This is a genomic window from Streptomyces sp. NPDC005648 (assembly GCF_040605395.1).
In the GTDB taxonomy this organism is placed as follows: Bacteria; Actinomycetota; Actinomycetes; order Streptomycetales; family Streptomycetaceae; genus Streptomyces.
Map to the genome: position 1 here is coordinate 137,923 of NZ_JBEXCS010000012.1, position 16,408 is coordinate 154,330.

The 16,408-nt window shown below is 70.1% G+C and carries 14 protein-coding genes; 4 read left to right on the top strand and 10 right to left on the bottom strand.

Annotated features, from left to right (window positions below):
- Positions 1-233 precede the first annotated feature (233 nt).
- Complete coding sequence (locus ABZT17_RS10135; RefSeq protein ID WP_356346167.1) at positions 234-755, bottom strand: hypothetical protein; 522 nt, start codon at positions 753-755, stop codon at positions 234-236.
- Between the two features lie 188 nt (positions 756-943).
- On the opposite strand from ABZT17_RS10135, the gene ABZT17_RS10140 reads away from it, so the two are divergent.
- From ABZT17_RS10140 to ABZT17_RS10155, 4 genes are all read left to right on the top strand, one after another.
- Positions 944-2,239, top strand: a complete 1,296-nt coding sequence (locus tag ABZT17_RS10140; protein ID WP_356346170.1) for an MFS transporter — start codon at positions 944-946, stop codon at positions 2,237-2,239.
- Between the two features lie 167 nt (positions 2,240-2,406).
- Positions 2,407-2,850 carry a hypothetical protein gene (locus ABZT17_RS10145; protein ID WP_356346173.1) on the top strand — a complete coding sequence of 148 codons (444 nt, stop codon included), beginning with the start codon at positions 2,407-2,409 and terminating at the stop codon, positions 2,848-2,850.
- A 190-nt stretch (positions 2,851-3,040) separates the two neighbouring features.
- Positions 3,041-3,706, top strand: coding sequence for a nitroreductase (locus tag ABZT17_RS10150; RefSeq protein ID WP_356346175.1), 666 nt, complete (start codon positions 3,041-3,043; stop codon positions 3,704-3,706).
- Between the two features lie 391 nt (positions 3,707-4,097).
- Complete coding sequence (locus ABZT17_RS10155) at positions 4,098-4,625, top strand: hypothetical protein (RefSeq protein WP_356346178.1); 528 nt, start codon at positions 4,098-4,100, stop codon at positions 4,623-4,625.
- A 151-nt stretch (positions 4,626-4,776) separates the two neighbouring features.
- On the opposite strand, the gene ABZT17_RS10160 is transcribed toward ABZT17_RS10155, so the two are convergent.
- The 9 genes from ABZT17_RS10160 to ABZT17_RS10200 form a co-directional block, all read right to left on the bottom strand.
- Entirely contained in the window at positions 4,777-5,400 is a 624-nt protein-coding gene (locus ABZT17_RS10160) for a hypothetical protein (protein ID WP_356346181.1), read from the bottom strand.
- An 87-nt stretch (positions 5,401-5,487) separates the two neighbouring features.
- A complete protein-coding gene (locus ABZT17_RS10165) occupies positions 5,488-7,044 on the bottom strand; it encodes a ParB N-terminal domain-containing protein (RefSeq protein WP_356346183.1) in 1,557 nt (518 codons plus the stop codon).
- Between the two features lie 57 nt (positions 7,045-7,101).
- Complete coding sequence (locus ABZT17_RS10170) at positions 7,102-7,425, bottom strand: hypothetical protein (RefSeq protein WP_356346185.1); 324 nt, start codon at positions 7,423-7,425, stop codon at positions 7,102-7,104.
- A gap of 61 nt (positions 7,426-7,486) precedes the next feature.
- On the bottom strand, positions 7,487-8,707 hold the full coding sequence (locus ABZT17_RS10175; RefSeq protein ID WP_356346187.1) for a DUF6573 family protein: 1,221 nt from the start codon (positions 8,705-8,707) through the stop codon (positions 7,487-7,489).
- A 90-nt stretch (positions 8,708-8,797) separates the two neighbouring features.
- Positions 8,798-9,592: a protein phosphatase 2C domain-containing protein gene (locus ABZT17_RS10180; RefSeq protein ID WP_356346190.1), complete on the bottom strand. Its 795-nt coding sequence runs from the start codon at positions 9,590-9,592 to the stop codon at positions 8,798-8,800.
- Complete coding sequence (locus tag ABZT17_RS10185) at positions 9,565-13,839, bottom strand: DUF3560 domain-containing protein (RefSeq protein ID WP_356346193.1); 4,275 nt, start codon at positions 13,837-13,839, stop codon at positions 9,565-9,567. The genes ABZT17_RS10180 and ABZT17_RS10185 overlap by 28 nt, the downstream gene beginning before the upstream one ends.
- A gap of 123 nt (positions 13,840-13,962) precedes the next feature.
- Positions 13,963-14,601, bottom strand: coding sequence for a hypothetical protein (locus tag ABZT17_RS10190; protein ID WP_356346196.1), 639 nt, complete (start codon positions 14,599-14,601; stop codon positions 13,963-13,965).
- A gap of 119 nt (positions 14,602-14,720) precedes the next feature.
- Positions 14,721-15,005, bottom strand: a complete 285-nt coding sequence (locus ABZT17_RS10195; protein WP_356346199.1) for a hypothetical protein — start codon at positions 15,003-15,005, stop codon at positions 14,721-14,723.
- Between the two features lie 68 nt (positions 15,006-15,073).
- Entirely contained in the window at positions 15,074-15,643 is a 570-nt protein-coding gene (locus ABZT17_RS10200; protein WP_356346202.1) for a hypothetical protein, read from the bottom strand.
- Positions 15,644-16,408: the final 765 nt, after the last annotated feature.

A 16,408-nucleotide genomic window follows, 5' to 3' on the forward strand; every position in this document is an offset into this window, starting at 1 on the left:
GATCGCGGCCCTATACTGAGGGCCTGCTCCTCTTGGTCCTTCGGCGCTCACGCGCCGGCGGGCGAGTCGAGTTGGTGAAGGTGGTCGGCGGGACGTTCGGTCGGGGTTGCCGCCCTGGGCCGACACCCTCGTGAGAGGGTGCCTTCCGCCGCCCACCGCTTTTGCCGCGTGTTTCGCGTAATCAATATGACGCTCTTGGTGGGTGGCTGTCAATCGTCGGCACCCAAAGCACGTCACGACCGGCTGCCACGATGTGCGGCCCACTTCCGTTCGAAGTGCGGCACCTTCTTGTCCCGGACGTGGAACGGGGCGGTGACCATCAGCTCCTCCACGGTCGGAAGCTCCGGCCCGCGCTGTTGGATCCACGCCCGCACCCTCCCGGAGCGCGCGTCGACCTCGACGGGGGGACGCCGTGCCGCTCCGAGACGCTCTGCAGCCTCCGGCCGAGAGTGGATGCCCGGCCCACGTCGACTCGCTCCACCGAGCGCATCGCCCGCCTGCGCTGGGTCGGCTCCGCCTTCGCGACGGGCTGGATCCGGCGACACGTGGTACAGCGCCCACGGGCAGGCGAGCTTCTCCTTGAAAGCGGCGAGCACGGGCCGGTCGGCGGCCCGGCCGGGGTCGAACTGCTCCAGCAGACTGCGCCGGCCGAACAGCCTCGCCTGCGGGTTGAGGCTGACCGAGGTGTACTCCAGGCGCAGCACCCGTCCGGCGATGTCCGGATGGGCGCGCATCAGGTCCAGGTGCGCATCCATGGCCCCCATCGACACCGGGAAACGGCAGGTTATTGAGAATTGAGACAGGGGGGTGACCTTTCAACTAAGGGTGATCAGGGGAAGGGCGGCGTTCGGCCTGCTACTGCTGTAGCCACGCCTCGACGCGACGCGAACACCGGGCCAAAACCACTTGAGGCGTCCTGCCTGCGCTGACAAGGTGGCGCCTTGTGCCTGCAGCAGATGTGCCAGAGAGCCGAGATCGTGAACCATCTGACGGGGACGAGGCGTTGCAGGTGGCCAGTAGTGACCCCGCATCTGGGCGGCCGCTCCGCTCCGCTGCCTTCCGGTGGTTTCTGGCCGGGCAGTCGATTTCCATGGCCGGCAGTGCTATGTCGCCCGTCGCTCTGGCCTTCGGTGTCCTGGAGGCCACCGACAGTGCGGCCTGGCTGTCTGCGGTCACTACTGCGGCCCTGCTCCCGATGGTCGCGGCGCTACTTCTCGGTGGAGGTGTCGCGGATCGCCACCGGCGCGACACTGTCCTCCGCATCACCAGTCTGGGTGCCGGACTCACCCAGGCCGGTGTTGCCTTCGTCCTCCTGACTCACCAGCACCCGGCGTTCCTGCTGCCGTTGTCTGCCCTCAACGGCGTCTTCCAGGGACTGACCAAGCCCGCTCTGCGCGGCATCGTCGCGAATCTCGCGGCAGGACGCGGAATCCAGCGGGCCAGCTCCCTGCTGGCGTCCGTCAGGAACACCTCGAAGATCCTCGGTCCGACGGCGGCTGGTCTGCTGACCGCTTCCGTGGGCGGCGGCTGGGCAATCGCCGCGGACGCCGTGTCTTTTCTCCTGGCGGCCGTGTGCTTCGCTCGAATGTCCCTCCCGGACCTGCCGCCACGTACCGCGGACGACCCGACGATGCTCGGCGCGCTGCGGGAGGGCTGGGGCTACTTCAGCTCCCAGCCGTGGATCTGGGCGGTGACGGCGGCCTTCGCCGTCAACAACGGCCTCAACATGGGGGTCTGGCAGATCCTTGGCCCGGTGATCGCCAACGACACGATCGGCGCGGAGGGCTGGGGCGTGGTGCTGAGCGCGCGCGGTGTCGGGGCGTTGTTGGCCAGCGTGGTCATGGTGAAGTTGACCGTGCGACGGCCGATGGGGCCGGCGCTGGCCTCGATGTCGCTGGCTGCCGTCCCGCTGATCCTGCTCGGCGCCGGGGCGAACACCTTCTGGTTGGCAGCGGCGTCATTCGTGGCGGGAGTGGTCGCCGAGTTCTTCACCGTCGTATGGGAGACCGTCAACAACACCCACATCCCGGAACGGCTGCTCTCCAGGGTCGGCGCCCACGACGAGTTCTGGTCTTTCGTGCCCGCTCCCATCGGACAGCTGTCCACGCCCTTCCTCGCTGTGGCTTTCGGAGCCGCGACGGTCGCGGTCACTGGCGGAGGGGTCGCCGCGGTGGCGATGTTCTTGCCGTTGCTGTTGCCCTCTCTTCGACGGATCGAGATCAACCGGACCAGTGATTGACCCGCAGGGAACGCCGCCACGGAAGGCGATGCGACCTCGTGGTAGCGGTCACCGGGCCATGGCGCGGTTTCCTGTGTAGGTCGGTGAGAGCTATGAAGGCGGGGTTTGTACCCAGCTGCGTGGCTTTGAGGCAAGTCACCCCCCGGTGCCTGGTGAGAGGGATGTGCATGGAGCGAAGTGCAGGGCGCTGGACTGCTCTGGTGGCTGCGGCGACAGCGCTGACCGTGTCCTGCGGCTTGGCGGCGTCGGTCTATGCGGCGGATATCTCCGTGAACGAACTGGCGGGCCGATGGATCAGCAAGGCGGGCACATCCCTGACATTCCACAAGGACCACACCTTCACCAGCGAGCACTTCACTGCATCGGATTGTGGCGACCTCGCAACGCCGGAATCCGGTACCTGGGCGTTCTACGCGTTCACCGGAAGCCACGAACGCGGTACTCCTGATGATGCAGCTATGCGTGGTTCTGTCCTGTCCCTGGCCTCGGTTGCCAGCAGTTGCACGGTGACGGTCTATCTGTTCGGAGATGAAGACAACCCCGTCATGTGCCCAACGGGCGATGCGGATGCAGGCTGCCCCTCCGATGAGTATCTCCGTCGCTCTGGGTAGCCCGTTGAGTAGATGTGCTCGCTTATTGGGGTTGTTCAATTCCACATAAAGCAGAAGCTGCAGGTGAGTTTCGGCAGCACCTCGTGATCCGACGGCGGAGGGCACCAAAGTTCCGCCCGGTCTGCTCGCTTGGTGCGATGATCATCCGCGTGTCTTCGCTGCGCGTCATGGAGTGGGAGGACGAGGAGACTTGGATGTGTACGAAGCCGTGGCCAGTCGCCGGGCCGTGCGGGCGTTCAGCGATGAGCCGGTACCTATAGAGGTGCTCGAACGAGTACTGGCCGCAGCGACGCGGGCTCCGTCGAGCGGGAACCTCCAGCCGTGGCATGTGTATGTCGTGACCGGCGAGCCCTTGGCCGAACTGAAGAGACGCGCGACGGCCAGGGCACTGGCGGGAGACCCGGGTGATGAGCGGGAGTATCCGATGTACCCGGCCGGACTGGCGTCACCGTATCTGGACCGTTTTTCCGCCGCGGCCGCTCAGCGGTACAAAGCGCTGGGAATCGAGCGCGACGACCCCGACAGACCCGTAAAGATCGCCGCCTTGAACTCGGAGGCGTTCGGGGCGCCGGCCGTACTGTTCTGCTACCTCGACCGGACGATGGGGCCCGGACAGTGGGGAGACGCGGGGATGTACTTGCAGACGGTCATGCTGCTACTGAGGGCGGAAGGGTTGCACAGCTGCCCCCAGGTGATGTGGACGATGTATCGCAAGACCGTCAGCCGGATAGTCGGAGCCGATGACAAGCTCGCACTGTTCTGCGGTGTCGCGGTGGGATACGAGAAGGAAGGCGTGCCGCCGCTGCGTACCGGGCGGGCGGACATGACAGAAACAGTCAGCTTCATCGGAGCGTGACCCGCTGGCCAGTGATCGCTGCAGACGGGTCGTCAGTCCGTGTCGCTCCACTCATTGCGGGCTCGGGTTTGGGCTTCGGTGGCATCCATGCCCCTCACCATGTAGAGCGCTTCGATGCTCCCACCGCAAGCACCAGGCGGCGGCGTTGACCAGCCGCCTCGCGGCGGGGCCCGAGCGATGGGCCAGGCCAATGTGCTGGGGGCAGGTCGGCGGGTAGGAACGTCGTGCGGGTGTTGCCCAACTCGTCCGGGTCGAAGACGCCGTCACCCACCACCTTGCGGACCAGGCGGGGGACGGCGCGATCGCGCGGGCTTACACGCAGGGCCACGGCCGAGCCGTCGGCGGAGATCAGTCCCTGGAAGTCCCAGGCCGGCTGTGCCGAGCTCAGGTCGTGCTGGACCTCGCGCAGCGCTCGGGAGACACGGCGGCCGAGCGGGTCTTCCGGGTCCACGCGGCGGGATGTGGGCAGGACGAGGGCGGCGTCCGGGTGCCACTGGTCGGACAGGACCTGCCACGGTACGGGCTGCAGCAGCGAGGCGACCTGGCCGGTGAACTGGTCGGCCTCGGTCAGCTCGCGCAGGACGGCGGCGGTGAGGCAGGCGGTGGACGGAGCATCCCACGGGCCGCCCAGGACCAGGCTGAGGCCGCTGCCCAGGCTGCCCAGGGTGACGCTGAGCCGCCTGCCTTCCAGCCAGGCTTCCGCATGCCCGAACCGGACGAACAGTCCCGGCTCACCGGGCCATTGGAAGGGGGCGCCGGTGGTGAGCAGGCGGGTAACGGCCGCCAGGGGCGGGTGGGCGTCGGGGTGTGGGCGCTGGTGCGGGCGGTGCAGATCCGGGCGGGGCCGGTGGGCGACGGAGCGGCCGGGGCGGCCTCAAGCTGGCCGTGCAGTTGGCGGGTGCGCAGGGTCAGCTGGTAGCCGCCGGGCAGGTCGGCGCGGGTGCGGTCCCGGCCGCGCAGGCGGTGTTCGGCGATGGTGTCGGAGATCGCGTAGGTCGGAGAGGCGGGCTCGAACTCGTGCATGGCGCAGGCCTCCAGCGGCGGCAGTAGGCGCGGGTGTGCGGGGGCGGTCAGCGGGTGATGCGGGCGCGGGCGCGGTCGGCCTGGACGTGGACGGCATCGGCGTGCGCGGCGGCGCGGACCTTGTCGGCCCACTCGGCGGCGCGCTGGGCCAGTTGGGCGAGGTGAACGAAGGCGGCGTCCTGGTGCTGGCGGGCGCGGTCCATCAGCGCCGCGTGCTCGGCGGTCAGCTCCTGGGCGGTGTACGCGGCGATCGCTTCGACCCCGTGGCGGCGGGTGACGCGTCCGAAGGGGCAGGCGCCTTCCTCCTGCTCGATGACGGCGAGGTCGGCGGCGGGCCAGCCGGTGTCCTCGTCGCGCGGGCCGAGCTGGATGTCGAGCACGCACACCGCGTCCGCATCGTGCAGGCCGTCACCGTGGTAGCGGATGTGCGGCCGGGGCACGGGGCCGGTCTGGCGTTCGGTGTGCGCGCGCCACAGTTCGGGGGAGGGGTCCTCCTCGCACCTGTGGAGGCGGTGAAGGTAGGAGAGAAGGGCGGGCAGCTGCCAGGCGGGGGAGCCGAACGGCGCGGCCGGCATGGCGAGACCGGCCCGGGCGATCAGGCCCGTGTGGTTGCTGACGGCAGCCTGGGCAACGAACAGCGAGGCGTCCAGGCGGAGTTCGGAGCGGAGCATGGCGAGGCCTTCCGGGCGGGCAGCGCGCAGAGAGGGAAGGGGGAGGGGGCCCGGGCCGGACCTGACAGGTACGGCCCGGGCAGCAGGTCAGGACGCGTTTTCGGAGTCCTCGGCGCTCATGCCGTCCGGGTCGTCCCGGGTGTCCTCGTCGGCCTGGCCGTCGCTGTCGGCCGCGTCCGGTTCGCCCTCCTGGTAGGGCTCGTCGTCGACGATGGCCTGTTCGACGCTGGAGAGCGGGTAGCCGATCTCGGCGAGGAAGGACAGCCACGTGCGGGCGTCCTCGCGGATCTCCCGCAGCTCGTGGACGGCGGGACGGGCGGCGGGGTCGGTGCGCCACGTGCGGACCTCGCCCATGCGCTTCTCGAACGTCGCGGCCAGCACCGCGAAGTTGAGCAGGGTGAGCTTGGCCGGGGTCGCCGACTTGGCGCGCTCGGCGGGCTGGTCGTAGCCGGTCAGCTCCTTGACCAGGTCCCGGCGGCCCGCGTCGCCCACCCACTGAGCCACCGGCTTGGGGCAGGAAAGGAGCTGCTCGGTGATGAACGCGGCGAGTGGCTTCGGCGTGGTCTTCCGGCCGACCAGGTCCTTCAGCCATGCCTGCCGGGCCTTCTCGGCGGCGCGGTAGGCCTTGTTTCCCGCCTTGACATACTCGCGTGACGGCTCCGACGGCTTGGCCTCTCCCGCCGCCTGCGGCTGCTCCTCGTCCTGGTCGCCGTCCGCCTCGGGGGTGTCCTCCTGGGGCGGGTAGTGGCCGAAGCGCTCCGGGTCGGTGCAGAAGTAGTCCACCTCGCCGGGCTCGCGGGGGTTCTCGGCCCAGGTCGCCACGTGGCCGGGGCAGTCGGCGTGCGCCTGGGCGCTCATGGGCTCGCCGTCCGGGCCGTCCAGCTCGCTGACCGGCTCGGCGGTCTGCGGAAGCGTGTCGCCGTCCTCGGCCAGCCGCACCCCGGCCGCCTGCAGTTGCGGGCGGACCTGCTCACGGGCGCGCTGCTCGGCGCGGTCGTCGCGCTCCCACTGCACCTGGAACTCGAAGCGGCCCTTGGCGTAGGCGTCCAGCAGCCGGTCAACGGCGGCGGAGTCGTCGTCGAACTCGCCTAGCACACCGAGCACTTCGAGGTCGAGGTCGTACGTACCGGCTTCGGCGAGTGCCGATCGGGTCCGCTCGCCGACGGACTTGGCGGTCTGCACCGCCTGGGACACGTCCCTGCGTGAGCGGCCGGTGAGCTCTGCCACCCTGGCCTGCTTCATGCCCGCGCCGACCGCGCCGAACAGGGCGTCGGCCTGCTCCAGCTCGGTCAGGCCCCGGCGGTAGTCGTCGTCGTTCTCGATGAGCTGGTCGATGAAGTCCTCGCCCGCCTCGCGCAGGGAGGGGTCGAGCACGTACGCGGGGACCTCGATCGCGTCCTGCTCCGCCTCGGTCTCCTTGGTGGCCCGGGTGGCGAAGTAGCGCCGGTGGCCCATCTTCAGCTCGTAGGTGTCCTCGCCGAGCGGGAGGACCACGACGGGGACCTTCACGCCGTTGACCGCGACGGACTTGAGGAACTTCTCGTCCAGGTTGAGGTCCTGGCGGACGTTGTGTTCATTGACGCGGATCTGGCCGAGCTGCAGGGTGACCCGCTGCATCGGTGTGGTGGTTGCGGTGTCGCTCACGGATTGCTCCTCGTGCGATCGGTTGGTGTCGAGCAAGTTGCCGCTTGCTCTCAAGAATCAATTATACGCTCTTTTGGGGTTGAGGCAAGACCCTTTTCCCTGGCCGGATGTGGCGCGGTGCTCGCGGATCGCCTCCGCGATGCCCTCGGCAACCGCCTCGATCTCCTCGATGGCGTGCACTTCGCGGAACACGGCAATAGGGCCAGAGGGGTTGAGGCTGGCCCACAGGCACAGCTCGCCGCGCTCGTCGACGTCCAGCGAGTACGTGTCGGCGCGCTCGGCTTCCAGATGGCCGGAGGCCTTCCACGGGCCGGGAGTGGCCGTCCAGCGGTCGCCGAGGATCTCGGCCACGCGGTCCGCGACCGCAGCGGGGGTAGTCATGAGAACCGGTCCTTTCGGGTTGGAAGCCCGGGGGCGGTGCGCCCCCGGGTTGGCCGGGCGCTCAGTCCTCGTCAGGCTCCATGATGGTAATCACGGGCTCGCCTTGGTCGCCTGGGCCGATCGCGCAGACGAGCTGGACCGGTTGGGCCTGCCGGGCGCGGCCGTCGCGCGGTACCCGCCGCAGGTCGACGGTGACCTGCCTGTCGCCCCCACCGCTGCGCCGGATCGCGTGACGGGCCATGGTCAGCACGTCCCACAGGCGGCCCCGTTCGTCCTGCGGCACCTGCCGTTCGCTGTCGTCCTCGTTCCAGGCCACGCAGTCCTCCCATACGGCGCTGGTCAGGGCGACCGGGACACGGAAGCAGGCCTCCCGGACCGAGTCGGCGTCGGCGGCGACCAGGACGCCGTCTGCCAGGGCCCGGGCGCGGGTGTAGGCGTGGATGATCTCGCCTGGGTCGGTCAGGGGGACCGACCGCATGGCGTCGCCGCTGACGGTGCAGTCGTCTCTGACGGCGGCGTCGTGCAGAACCGAGTCGATGCGGGACAGCACGCTGTCGCTGCTCACCCGCCGTTCGCGCGGCGAGCCGGGGCGGTGCCGGGCGGGCTGCTGTTCCTCCGGTGAGCTGTGGCCGTGGTCGGCTGGGGCGGGGCCGGTGAGCGAGGAGGCGGCGTTCTCCTCGGTCACCATTGCCGCGTGCACCGCGAGCACCGTCCCCAGGGCCGCGACCCTCCCGGCGTCTCCGGCGGCCTGCGCCTCGGCCCGCTCCTGCTCGCACTCGTCCCGGATCTGCTCGTGGCTGTAGCCCTGGGCGAGCTTGACGCGGACGGTCTTGCCTACGAGATCGACCGCCAGGTCGGGCAGGGCTCCCAGGCGGTCACCGCCCGGCATGCCGGAGGCTTGCACGCGCCGGACCAGCGTGCGGGCCGCGATGTGATCGCGTACCCGGGTCGGTTCGGGGGGCCGGTGCCCGGGCGTGCGTCCGGGGGTGGCGGCGGGCGTCGCGGGACGCTCGGCGGCAGTGGCCGGCGTGCTGTCGCCCGGGGCGTCGGGTTCCTCGGCGGTCAGGACGTAGAACCGGTTGGAGTGAACGCGGACTGTCCACTTCTGTCCGGGGGTGTCCTCGGTGAGCCGGGCGCGCGGTGTGCTCTCCCACGCTTCGAATGCGTTCGCCGGGGCGACCGGCACCATGTTGCCGCTGTCGGAGTCGTAGGCGCGGCAGGCGCGGGCCGTCGCGCGGATCTCCGCCACGCGGTTGGTCCAGTTCCGGCGGATCGTGGTCATTGCGGGTCCTCCTGTATCGGGTGGTGCCGGATGAGTTGCCGCTCATCCGGTAACGGGGCCGGGCGCCGTGGTCGGCGCCCGGCGGGGTGGTCAGGCCTGGACTGCTGACCCGGTGGGGAGGTCGGCGACCAGGGCGGTCGCGTTGTCGGCGTAGGCCCCTGTGTGGGCGATCGCGGAATCGGCGACGTCCCGCGCGGCCTGTTCCGGGGAACCGGTGAGGTAGTCGGCGAGGTTGCGGCCCGAGTCCTCCAGGGGCTCGTACGCGCCGTCGCTGGCCAGCAGGAGACGGCCACCGCCCAGGGACTGTGTGACGGACTCGATCGCAGGGTGCCCGGACTCGTCCATCCGCTCCTGGTCGCTCTCCGTCGCACCGAGCCAGGAAGTGACCAGGTTGCGGCTGCCCTGGGAGACCCGGCGGCGGTTGTGGTCCTCGGTGAGACGCAGGAGAGCGCCGTCAGATGTGAGGACGTAGGCGCGGCTGTCTCCGCACCAGGCGACGGTGAGCGGCTTGCCGGGAGCGGTGACGGCCACAACGACGCAGGCAGCGGGCATGTAGTCGCGTGCGTAGACGTCCTGGCGCTCGGGCTGGTGGGCGTAGAGGTCGTACACCTCCCGCAATCCCGCCTCGGCGTCGGCATGGCGTGCGGCGGCACGGGCGATCTGGTCGGCGGCCGCGCGGGTCCAGTCGCGCACCTCGTCGCTGGAGCCGATGCCGTCGCACACGACGTAGGCGCGGGTGTCGCCGTGGCTGTGGGAGGCGGTGGCGTCGCACTGGTGTGAGCGGTCGCCGATGAGCTGATACGTGCCGTGGGCCTGCAGACCGGAGGCGTCCTCCTGGGAATCCACGGAGCTGGCGGTCACGTGCTTGGTGTTGATCTGGTCCATGTCCTGTCCTCCTGCTGCGAGTTGGCGTCAGCGAGTTGCCGCTCACTATTAAAATCAATAATACGCTTCTGCGGGGGAGGGTTCAACGCTTCGTCCGCACCAGTCGGCGAACCCGGTGACGGGGCGGGCTCTGGGGTGATGTCGCGCGGGTCGGCTGGGATTGCCTCGCCCGCCAGGGCGGCCCGCATCTGCTCGGCCGACATGCGCCGGCTCACCTCGTTGTAGGGGAGCGTGTACGTGCTGCCCTTGTGCCGGGTCTTCGCCGTTGCCGCGCGGGTGACTACGCGGCATCCGTCGACGGCACCGACGACGCCGCCGTCAAACGCGGCGTGGATGTGCGGCACGGTCACCGTCTTGGGGTTGACCCGGGTCACCTCGTACCAGGACCCCCGCCACCGCACGAAATCACCCTTGATGAAGTCGGCCCGACCCCACACCTTGAAACCGCGCCGCTCCGCCTCCTTGATCGTCTCCGCCCAGTACGACAGTTCTTCGTCGTACTCGGCCAGACGGCGCGTCAGCTCCTCCCGGCGCGCCTCGGACGGCTCGCGTCGCCACACATCAGCCGTACGGCCCTTGTCGTCAACGCCGTCCCGCTCCCGCAGCACGCCGCGCCGCTCCGCCTCCAGTTTCTCGATGCGGCGCAGCGTGCGCCCCGGGTTCTTCCGGTACCGCTCGTAGGCGTCCGCCGCCGCCGCACGGGATGCCCAGTAACCGGCCCGCTCGCTCTCGGCGATGCTCGTGCGCATCGCGTTGTGCATGCGCTCCTGGTCCCGGCGGGCGCGCCCTTCCGAATGGTGGCCCACCAGGATCGGCTGACCCATCCAGAACCGTTCGCCGATCCGATCCGAGGCATCCCGCGCGGACTGCGACGATGCCGCCGCCCGTCCGGCCCGGTCCGTGAACCGGTCCGCCCTCTGCTCGGCCGCATCCACGCGGGCGGCCTCCCGCTCGGCAAACGACATGCCCTCTTCGATCACCACAGCGCACGACAGGCCGAGTGCGCGCACCGCCTCCGCAGCCCGGTTGATCTTCCACCGGTCGGCGCCCTTGTAGCGGCTGCCACGGATGAAGATCCCCGGGGTACGCCGGTAGGCCCAGCCCAGTGGGCGCAACGCTTCCCACACCCCGTCACCCTTGGCGGAGCCTTCAACGGTGGTGCCGTTTTCGTGGGTGTGCCGGATGACGATGTCCGCCGCCTCGGCCTCCTCCTCCGCTTCCACGATGTCCCCGGGCGGGGTGAGCGCGCGCAGTGCCGCCGGAGAGTGCCCCATGACCCGTGCGGCGCACTCGGCGCAACGCGGAGCACAGCCGGGCAGGTCCCACAGCAGCACCCCGGACCCGCCACACGTGTTTGCCGCCGCGCAGTCACCGCGCCCGGCAGGCTTCGCCCAGTCGATCGGCATTACCGCCACAGCCGCCGCGGCGGGGGCCGGGGTGCCGATGCCCGGCACCGTGCCGCCCTCTGCCTCCCACACGTCCGCCCCGGACGGGTCGGACACCACGTCAGCCGCCCGCGCGGACACCTCGTCACGGGGTGCCGGCGGGGGGAGTTCTCTGCCATCACCCCGCGCGAGCGCCCCGCCCTCGCCCTCCCACCCGTCCATGCCGCCCGGGTCGCTCACACCCTCAGGGGCAGGCGCCGAGCTGCTCAGGGCGACCCGTGCGAGCGTGCCCGGCTCCGCCGCATGCTGCACCGTCCCCAACATCGACGGATCCTGGTGCTGGCCCGACCGGCCCACCCGGACCGGTGCCGACCACAACGGCGTGCGCTTGCCCGTCACCTGCCGACCGGTCACCCACACCGCCGAACGGTCCTCACGGAACACCCCGCCGTCCCACACCGCGAGCAACTCGTAGGCGAGCGGCTCACCGTCCTTGACCGCGACACCGGCGACGCGCACCGCCACCGTGCCCCCGTCGGTGCCGCGCTGCATGGCCACCGTCCAACCGTTGGCCATGGCCGTTTCCGCAAACGACACGGCAGCCATGGGCAGCCACACCCCGGGCGCCGTCTCACTCTCCGCCACGACGTCCCCCGCCGTGTCCCACGTGGCGAGCGTCTCGCTATCCAGCGGCGAGCCCTCCGCCAGAACCCTCGGAGCCTTCCACGGTGTGACGTCCAGCCTCTTGACCGAGGCGGACGCCTGGCCCTTCCCGACTCCGGCCGTACGTCCGTGCGTCTTCAACGACGGGAGGTCACGGCCGATCAGCGCGCGGCCTTCATCCCGTGCGGCAACGGCATCGGCCAACAGGTCGACGAATGCCCGATGCTGCTCGTTCGCTTTCCCGTGCCTCACGTCCGGGTTCACGTCGACGTCTGCGGGAAGCTCGAACATCACCGCCGTACCGCCGTCGGCGGACACCCACGCCCCACGGCCGGCCGGAACATCCCCGGACACGGCACGCGCCAGGAACGCACGCGCTGACTTCGACCGGCGCCCCGGTTCCGCCGCCTCCGCCTCCAGGCCGGACAGCTCACGCTCACACCGCCGGACCGCATCCCGCGCGTTCATCCGCCGCACATCCGCCGCCCGCGACGCCTCACGGGCACGCTGCGACCACCCGCCGGACGTCTCGTAATGCACCACCACGCGCTCACCCAGCACACCAGCCGACCGGCGTACTTCCTGGTGAAGGTCGTGCGTATCCCTCCGCCACGCTGCGCACGTCTCTGCGTACTCCTCGGCCACCGTCAGCAACTCACGCGCTACGGCCAGTTCACGGCGCGCACGCTCCGTCAGCCATGCCCGCGACATCCGCACCGTGCCCTCATAGGGGCCACGGAATGCCACCGGGAACACTCCACCCGCGTTGCCGTGGCAGATCACCGGCAGCACCTCAACCGCGCCCCCGTCGGTCTCCCACCCGTCCACCCCGCCGGGGTCCGACACGACGTCGGGCAATACCGCCGGACGTTCCACCACGACCGGCACACCCTCGGCCGGAGCGGCGTCCGCCGCCACCTCGGGCGCCTCCCCCGAGTTCTCTCTCGACGCCTCCGCCTCCGCGCGCTGGCCAGCCGAGGGGGCGCCGGCACCGGCTGGAACCTCGGCCTCCCCTGCCGGTCGCTCCCATCCCGGGCGGGTGATCCGCAGCAGGAACGCCGACGCCTGGGGCCGCACCCGCCCAGCAACCGCGCGCGGTCCGGGCGCACGCTCCGCGCACACCTGGGCCGACGGCACGTCAAGCCCGAACCAGCGCACGACGGCGAGAGCGTCACGCGCTTCCCAACGGGCCGCGTCGACGTCGCCCCGCCCGTACGCAAACTCTGCGCCCTCTGCGCACTCTTCGACCTCACGGACCGCACCCCGGGCGCTGTCGTACTGCTCATCCGTCAGCCCGTCCCAATCGATGCACTGAGCGAACGCACGGACCGTGTCCAGGGCAGCGCGCGCCATGCCGACCGACACGGCCGTTTGCGCGCACTCCTCGGCCCTCTCCGCCGCCCGCTCCGCATGGATGGCGTACACGCGCGCCGTCTCGGCCGTCGCCCGCAGCACCGACGCCGGACGCTCAGCGATCACGTACGCGATAGCGGCCCCCGTGACCTCACCCCACGTACCGCGCACGTCCCCTGTCGGAAGGGTCACGGTGTGTCCGCCGCCCGACTGGAAATGGAAGCGGAACGGGAACCGCTCACCGCACACAGACAGTTCCGAGAGCAGGTCGGAGCGCCGGAACTCCCCCTCGTAACGGTCGCCCAGCGACAGCGCTTGCAGTGCTTCCGGCCACTCCTCCGCCGCCCTACGCGCGCTCTCGACTTCCGCCACGGACGGCGCCCTACGGGCACGCTTCCGTGGGGCCGAAGTCTCCGCCGCGGTCTCGGCCGGAACGGGCGCCGGAGCGTCCGCCCGGTCCGGCGCGGTCGGCTGTGTGCGGGCGGTGGGGGCCTCGGCGGCCACCAGGTCGCCGACGGCGCGCCATGCGATGCCCTCGGCGGTCAGCTGGCCGTTACGGGTGAGGGTCGCGCCGTCCCAGCGGTGCCCCCGGGCGGTGAGTCGCCATACGCAGCGCAGGACGGTTTCGCTGGCCTCCAGGCGGGCGGTGAGCACCAGGGCGCAGTGTCCGGGCTGCGTCTGGACGGTGGGGGTCCATCCGGCCTCCTCGGCTTGGGCGGTGAGGCGGGCCAGGTTGCGGGGGAGTTCGGCGGTCGGGGCGGCGGGTGCCGGCGCTTCGGCAGGGATCAGGGCCGGCTCCTGGGCTCGGGTGCGCGAGCTGCTGGCGGTGCGCGTGGTCGTGGTCATGTCGCGTCACTCCTGGGCGGGTTGGTGCCGGGTGAGTTGCCGCTCACACCGGGAGGCAGGGCAAGGGGGGCAGGGGTGTTCCCGCCGGGGCCGGTCGCCCGACCGGCCCCGGCGGGGTGGTGCTCAGTTGCGTTGGTTCGGGGGCCGGTTGTCCCTCGGCGCGGTGTGGCTGGCGCTCTCGTAGCCCCCCTCCGCCTCAAGGCGGGGCACACGCTCGGCCTGGCGGAACTCAAGGTCCGGAGGCGGGTCCAGCGGTGCGCCGGTTTCGGCGTCGACGGTGTACGCCTGCCGGATCTCGGGCTCACGGAGCGGGCGCAGCCATCCGTGCCGGACGGCCCAGCCGCGCACCGACTCCACCCCGTTGGGGGCGGAGGTGCGCACCACCACGCTGCCGGTCGAGCACGCGACCATGGCGGCCGCGACGGTGACGGTTACGCGCAGGGCTTCCGCCTCATCGAGGACCACGGCGTCACCGATCACGGTGAGTTCCTGGCACTCGGTCAGCTCGCCCTGAGGGGTGCTGGCGACTGCCACCACGCGGTGGTCGCCGTCTTCGAGGAGATCTACAAGGGCGAGAAACGCGTTGGTCGCCTGGTCGAGGAGCGCGTGTGCCTCGGCGATGGCGGCCGTGGTCGTGGCGTCCGGAACGGTGTTGCCGGTGGGCGCGGGGGTCCATCGCATCGCGTCAATGCCGAGATCCTCGCTCGGGTCGACGTTCTGCCCTTCGAGGCTCTGCCGTACGTGGTCTTGGTGCTCGCTCATCGTTCCCCTGCCTTGGGTTGTCGAGTTGGTGGCGGGTGAGTTGCCGCTCATCCACAAAATCAATAATACACTCTAGCGGGGGATGATCGTCAACCCTCAATCCCCCCGGACCTGATGAGTTACGGCGACTCCACCGGCGTCACGCTCGTACGAAAGAACGGGTTGCGACTGAGGCTGAACGTGGCGCGCTTGGTCTCGCCGGTGCTCTTGCGCTTGCAGTAGACCTCGACGTCGGTCAACTCGCCTTCGTCGTACGTCACTTGCAACACGACGCCTTCCCAGACCTCGGGCCACGGGGCGGGCCGGTTCACGGTCCTCGGACGGGCGTGGGCGGCCAGACTCCGGGTGGGGTTGCGCTCGATGCGTACCCGCTGCCCCCGGCTGATCGGTCCTGTGGCGGTCATGCTGTCCTCCCTCTCTGGCGGCTGTGACTCCGGGAGGGTGGGGCGACCGGCGCCCCACCCTGGGCGCGTCACTGCGTCCGGGCTGCCCGCTGCTCCTCGGCGGCCGTCAACAGCTCGCTGACTCCGTGGCGGGCGTGATCGGCCCGGACGCGCGCGGCCACCTCGTCGGCGGACGGCAGACCGAACCCCCCGTCACTGGCGAACACGTCGTACGCCTCGCGCCACCCGCGCACCTGGCACTCGACAGCCGCGCGGGACGCGCACGCGATCGTCAGACCTCCGACGGTGACGGACAATGCGCCGATTCCATCGGGGCTTACAGCCGCGCTGCGGGCCCGGACCTTGGCGCGACGGGGCGCGTCGTCCAGGATCACAAACGAATTGATGGTCAATTCGGGCTCGCGTAATTCTCCCGCGTCGACCTGCTCGGGAAAGATCCTGTCGAGCATTGCGGCGGCCTCGCACCAGCCTTCCCACCAAACGCGCGCGCCGGTAGGGTGCCGGAATTCGATGATTGCCGTGGGGATCTTCAGAAGGGGAATGAGCGTCAGACCGATAGAGGCGTCGGTCTCGTGCTCGCCCGCAATGTGGATCGTGAGTCGGCTTACCGCGTCAACGGTTTCCGCTTCAGTGTTCAAGGGGGCTCCTCGTGTTGGTGATTGAGACTGAGCCAGGTTGCCGCCTGACTTCAAAATCAATAATACACTCTCCGGTCTGGGGAAGCATCCGAAACGCCGAACCCTGCGACATCTCTTGCGGATACTCCTGCGCCTTCTCTTGCGACATCTCTTGCGCGAGCCTCTCCGGGACGGGCGACGTATCCGCAGGTCAACCAAGGGTTACGCGCGTGGTCGGGGGGCTGACATCCCCTCTGCTGCCGCTCTCCCTGCCCGAATGAGAAAGAAGGTGGGGGCGGGCAAGGGCGGCGCGGCGGCCTCGGGGATCGGGGCCGGGGTTTCAGGTTGCGCGTCGGCGGGGGCCTCCGCGCTCGGGCGCTGACGCGCCGAACCGCGCAGTCCTTTGCGGTGGGCGTGAGCTCTGGCCAGACTCGCCCAATAGCCTTGAATGGCGTACCGTTTCACGAACTACAAACGAATAGCAAGGAATTGAGGGACGATCAGGTTCCCGAATTTATCGAAGTCACGGGCGACGGCGGGAAGATCGAATGATGGGAAGTGGAGAGGAATGCAAATTGATGGGTCGTCAATTCGGCGCTAGTATCCGGCAGTCCAGCGCAGCACCGAACCCCCTAGGCGCGCTTTTCGGAATTCGCGGAGCGAATTCCTGGCAGAATTGCGGAGCAATTCAGCAGATCGTCGCGGAGCGACGATCTGCCAACTCCCTTGCCCTTCCGCCCCGACCGCTTCACCGAGGAGGCCGCATGAGTTCGCCGCTCGACCTGG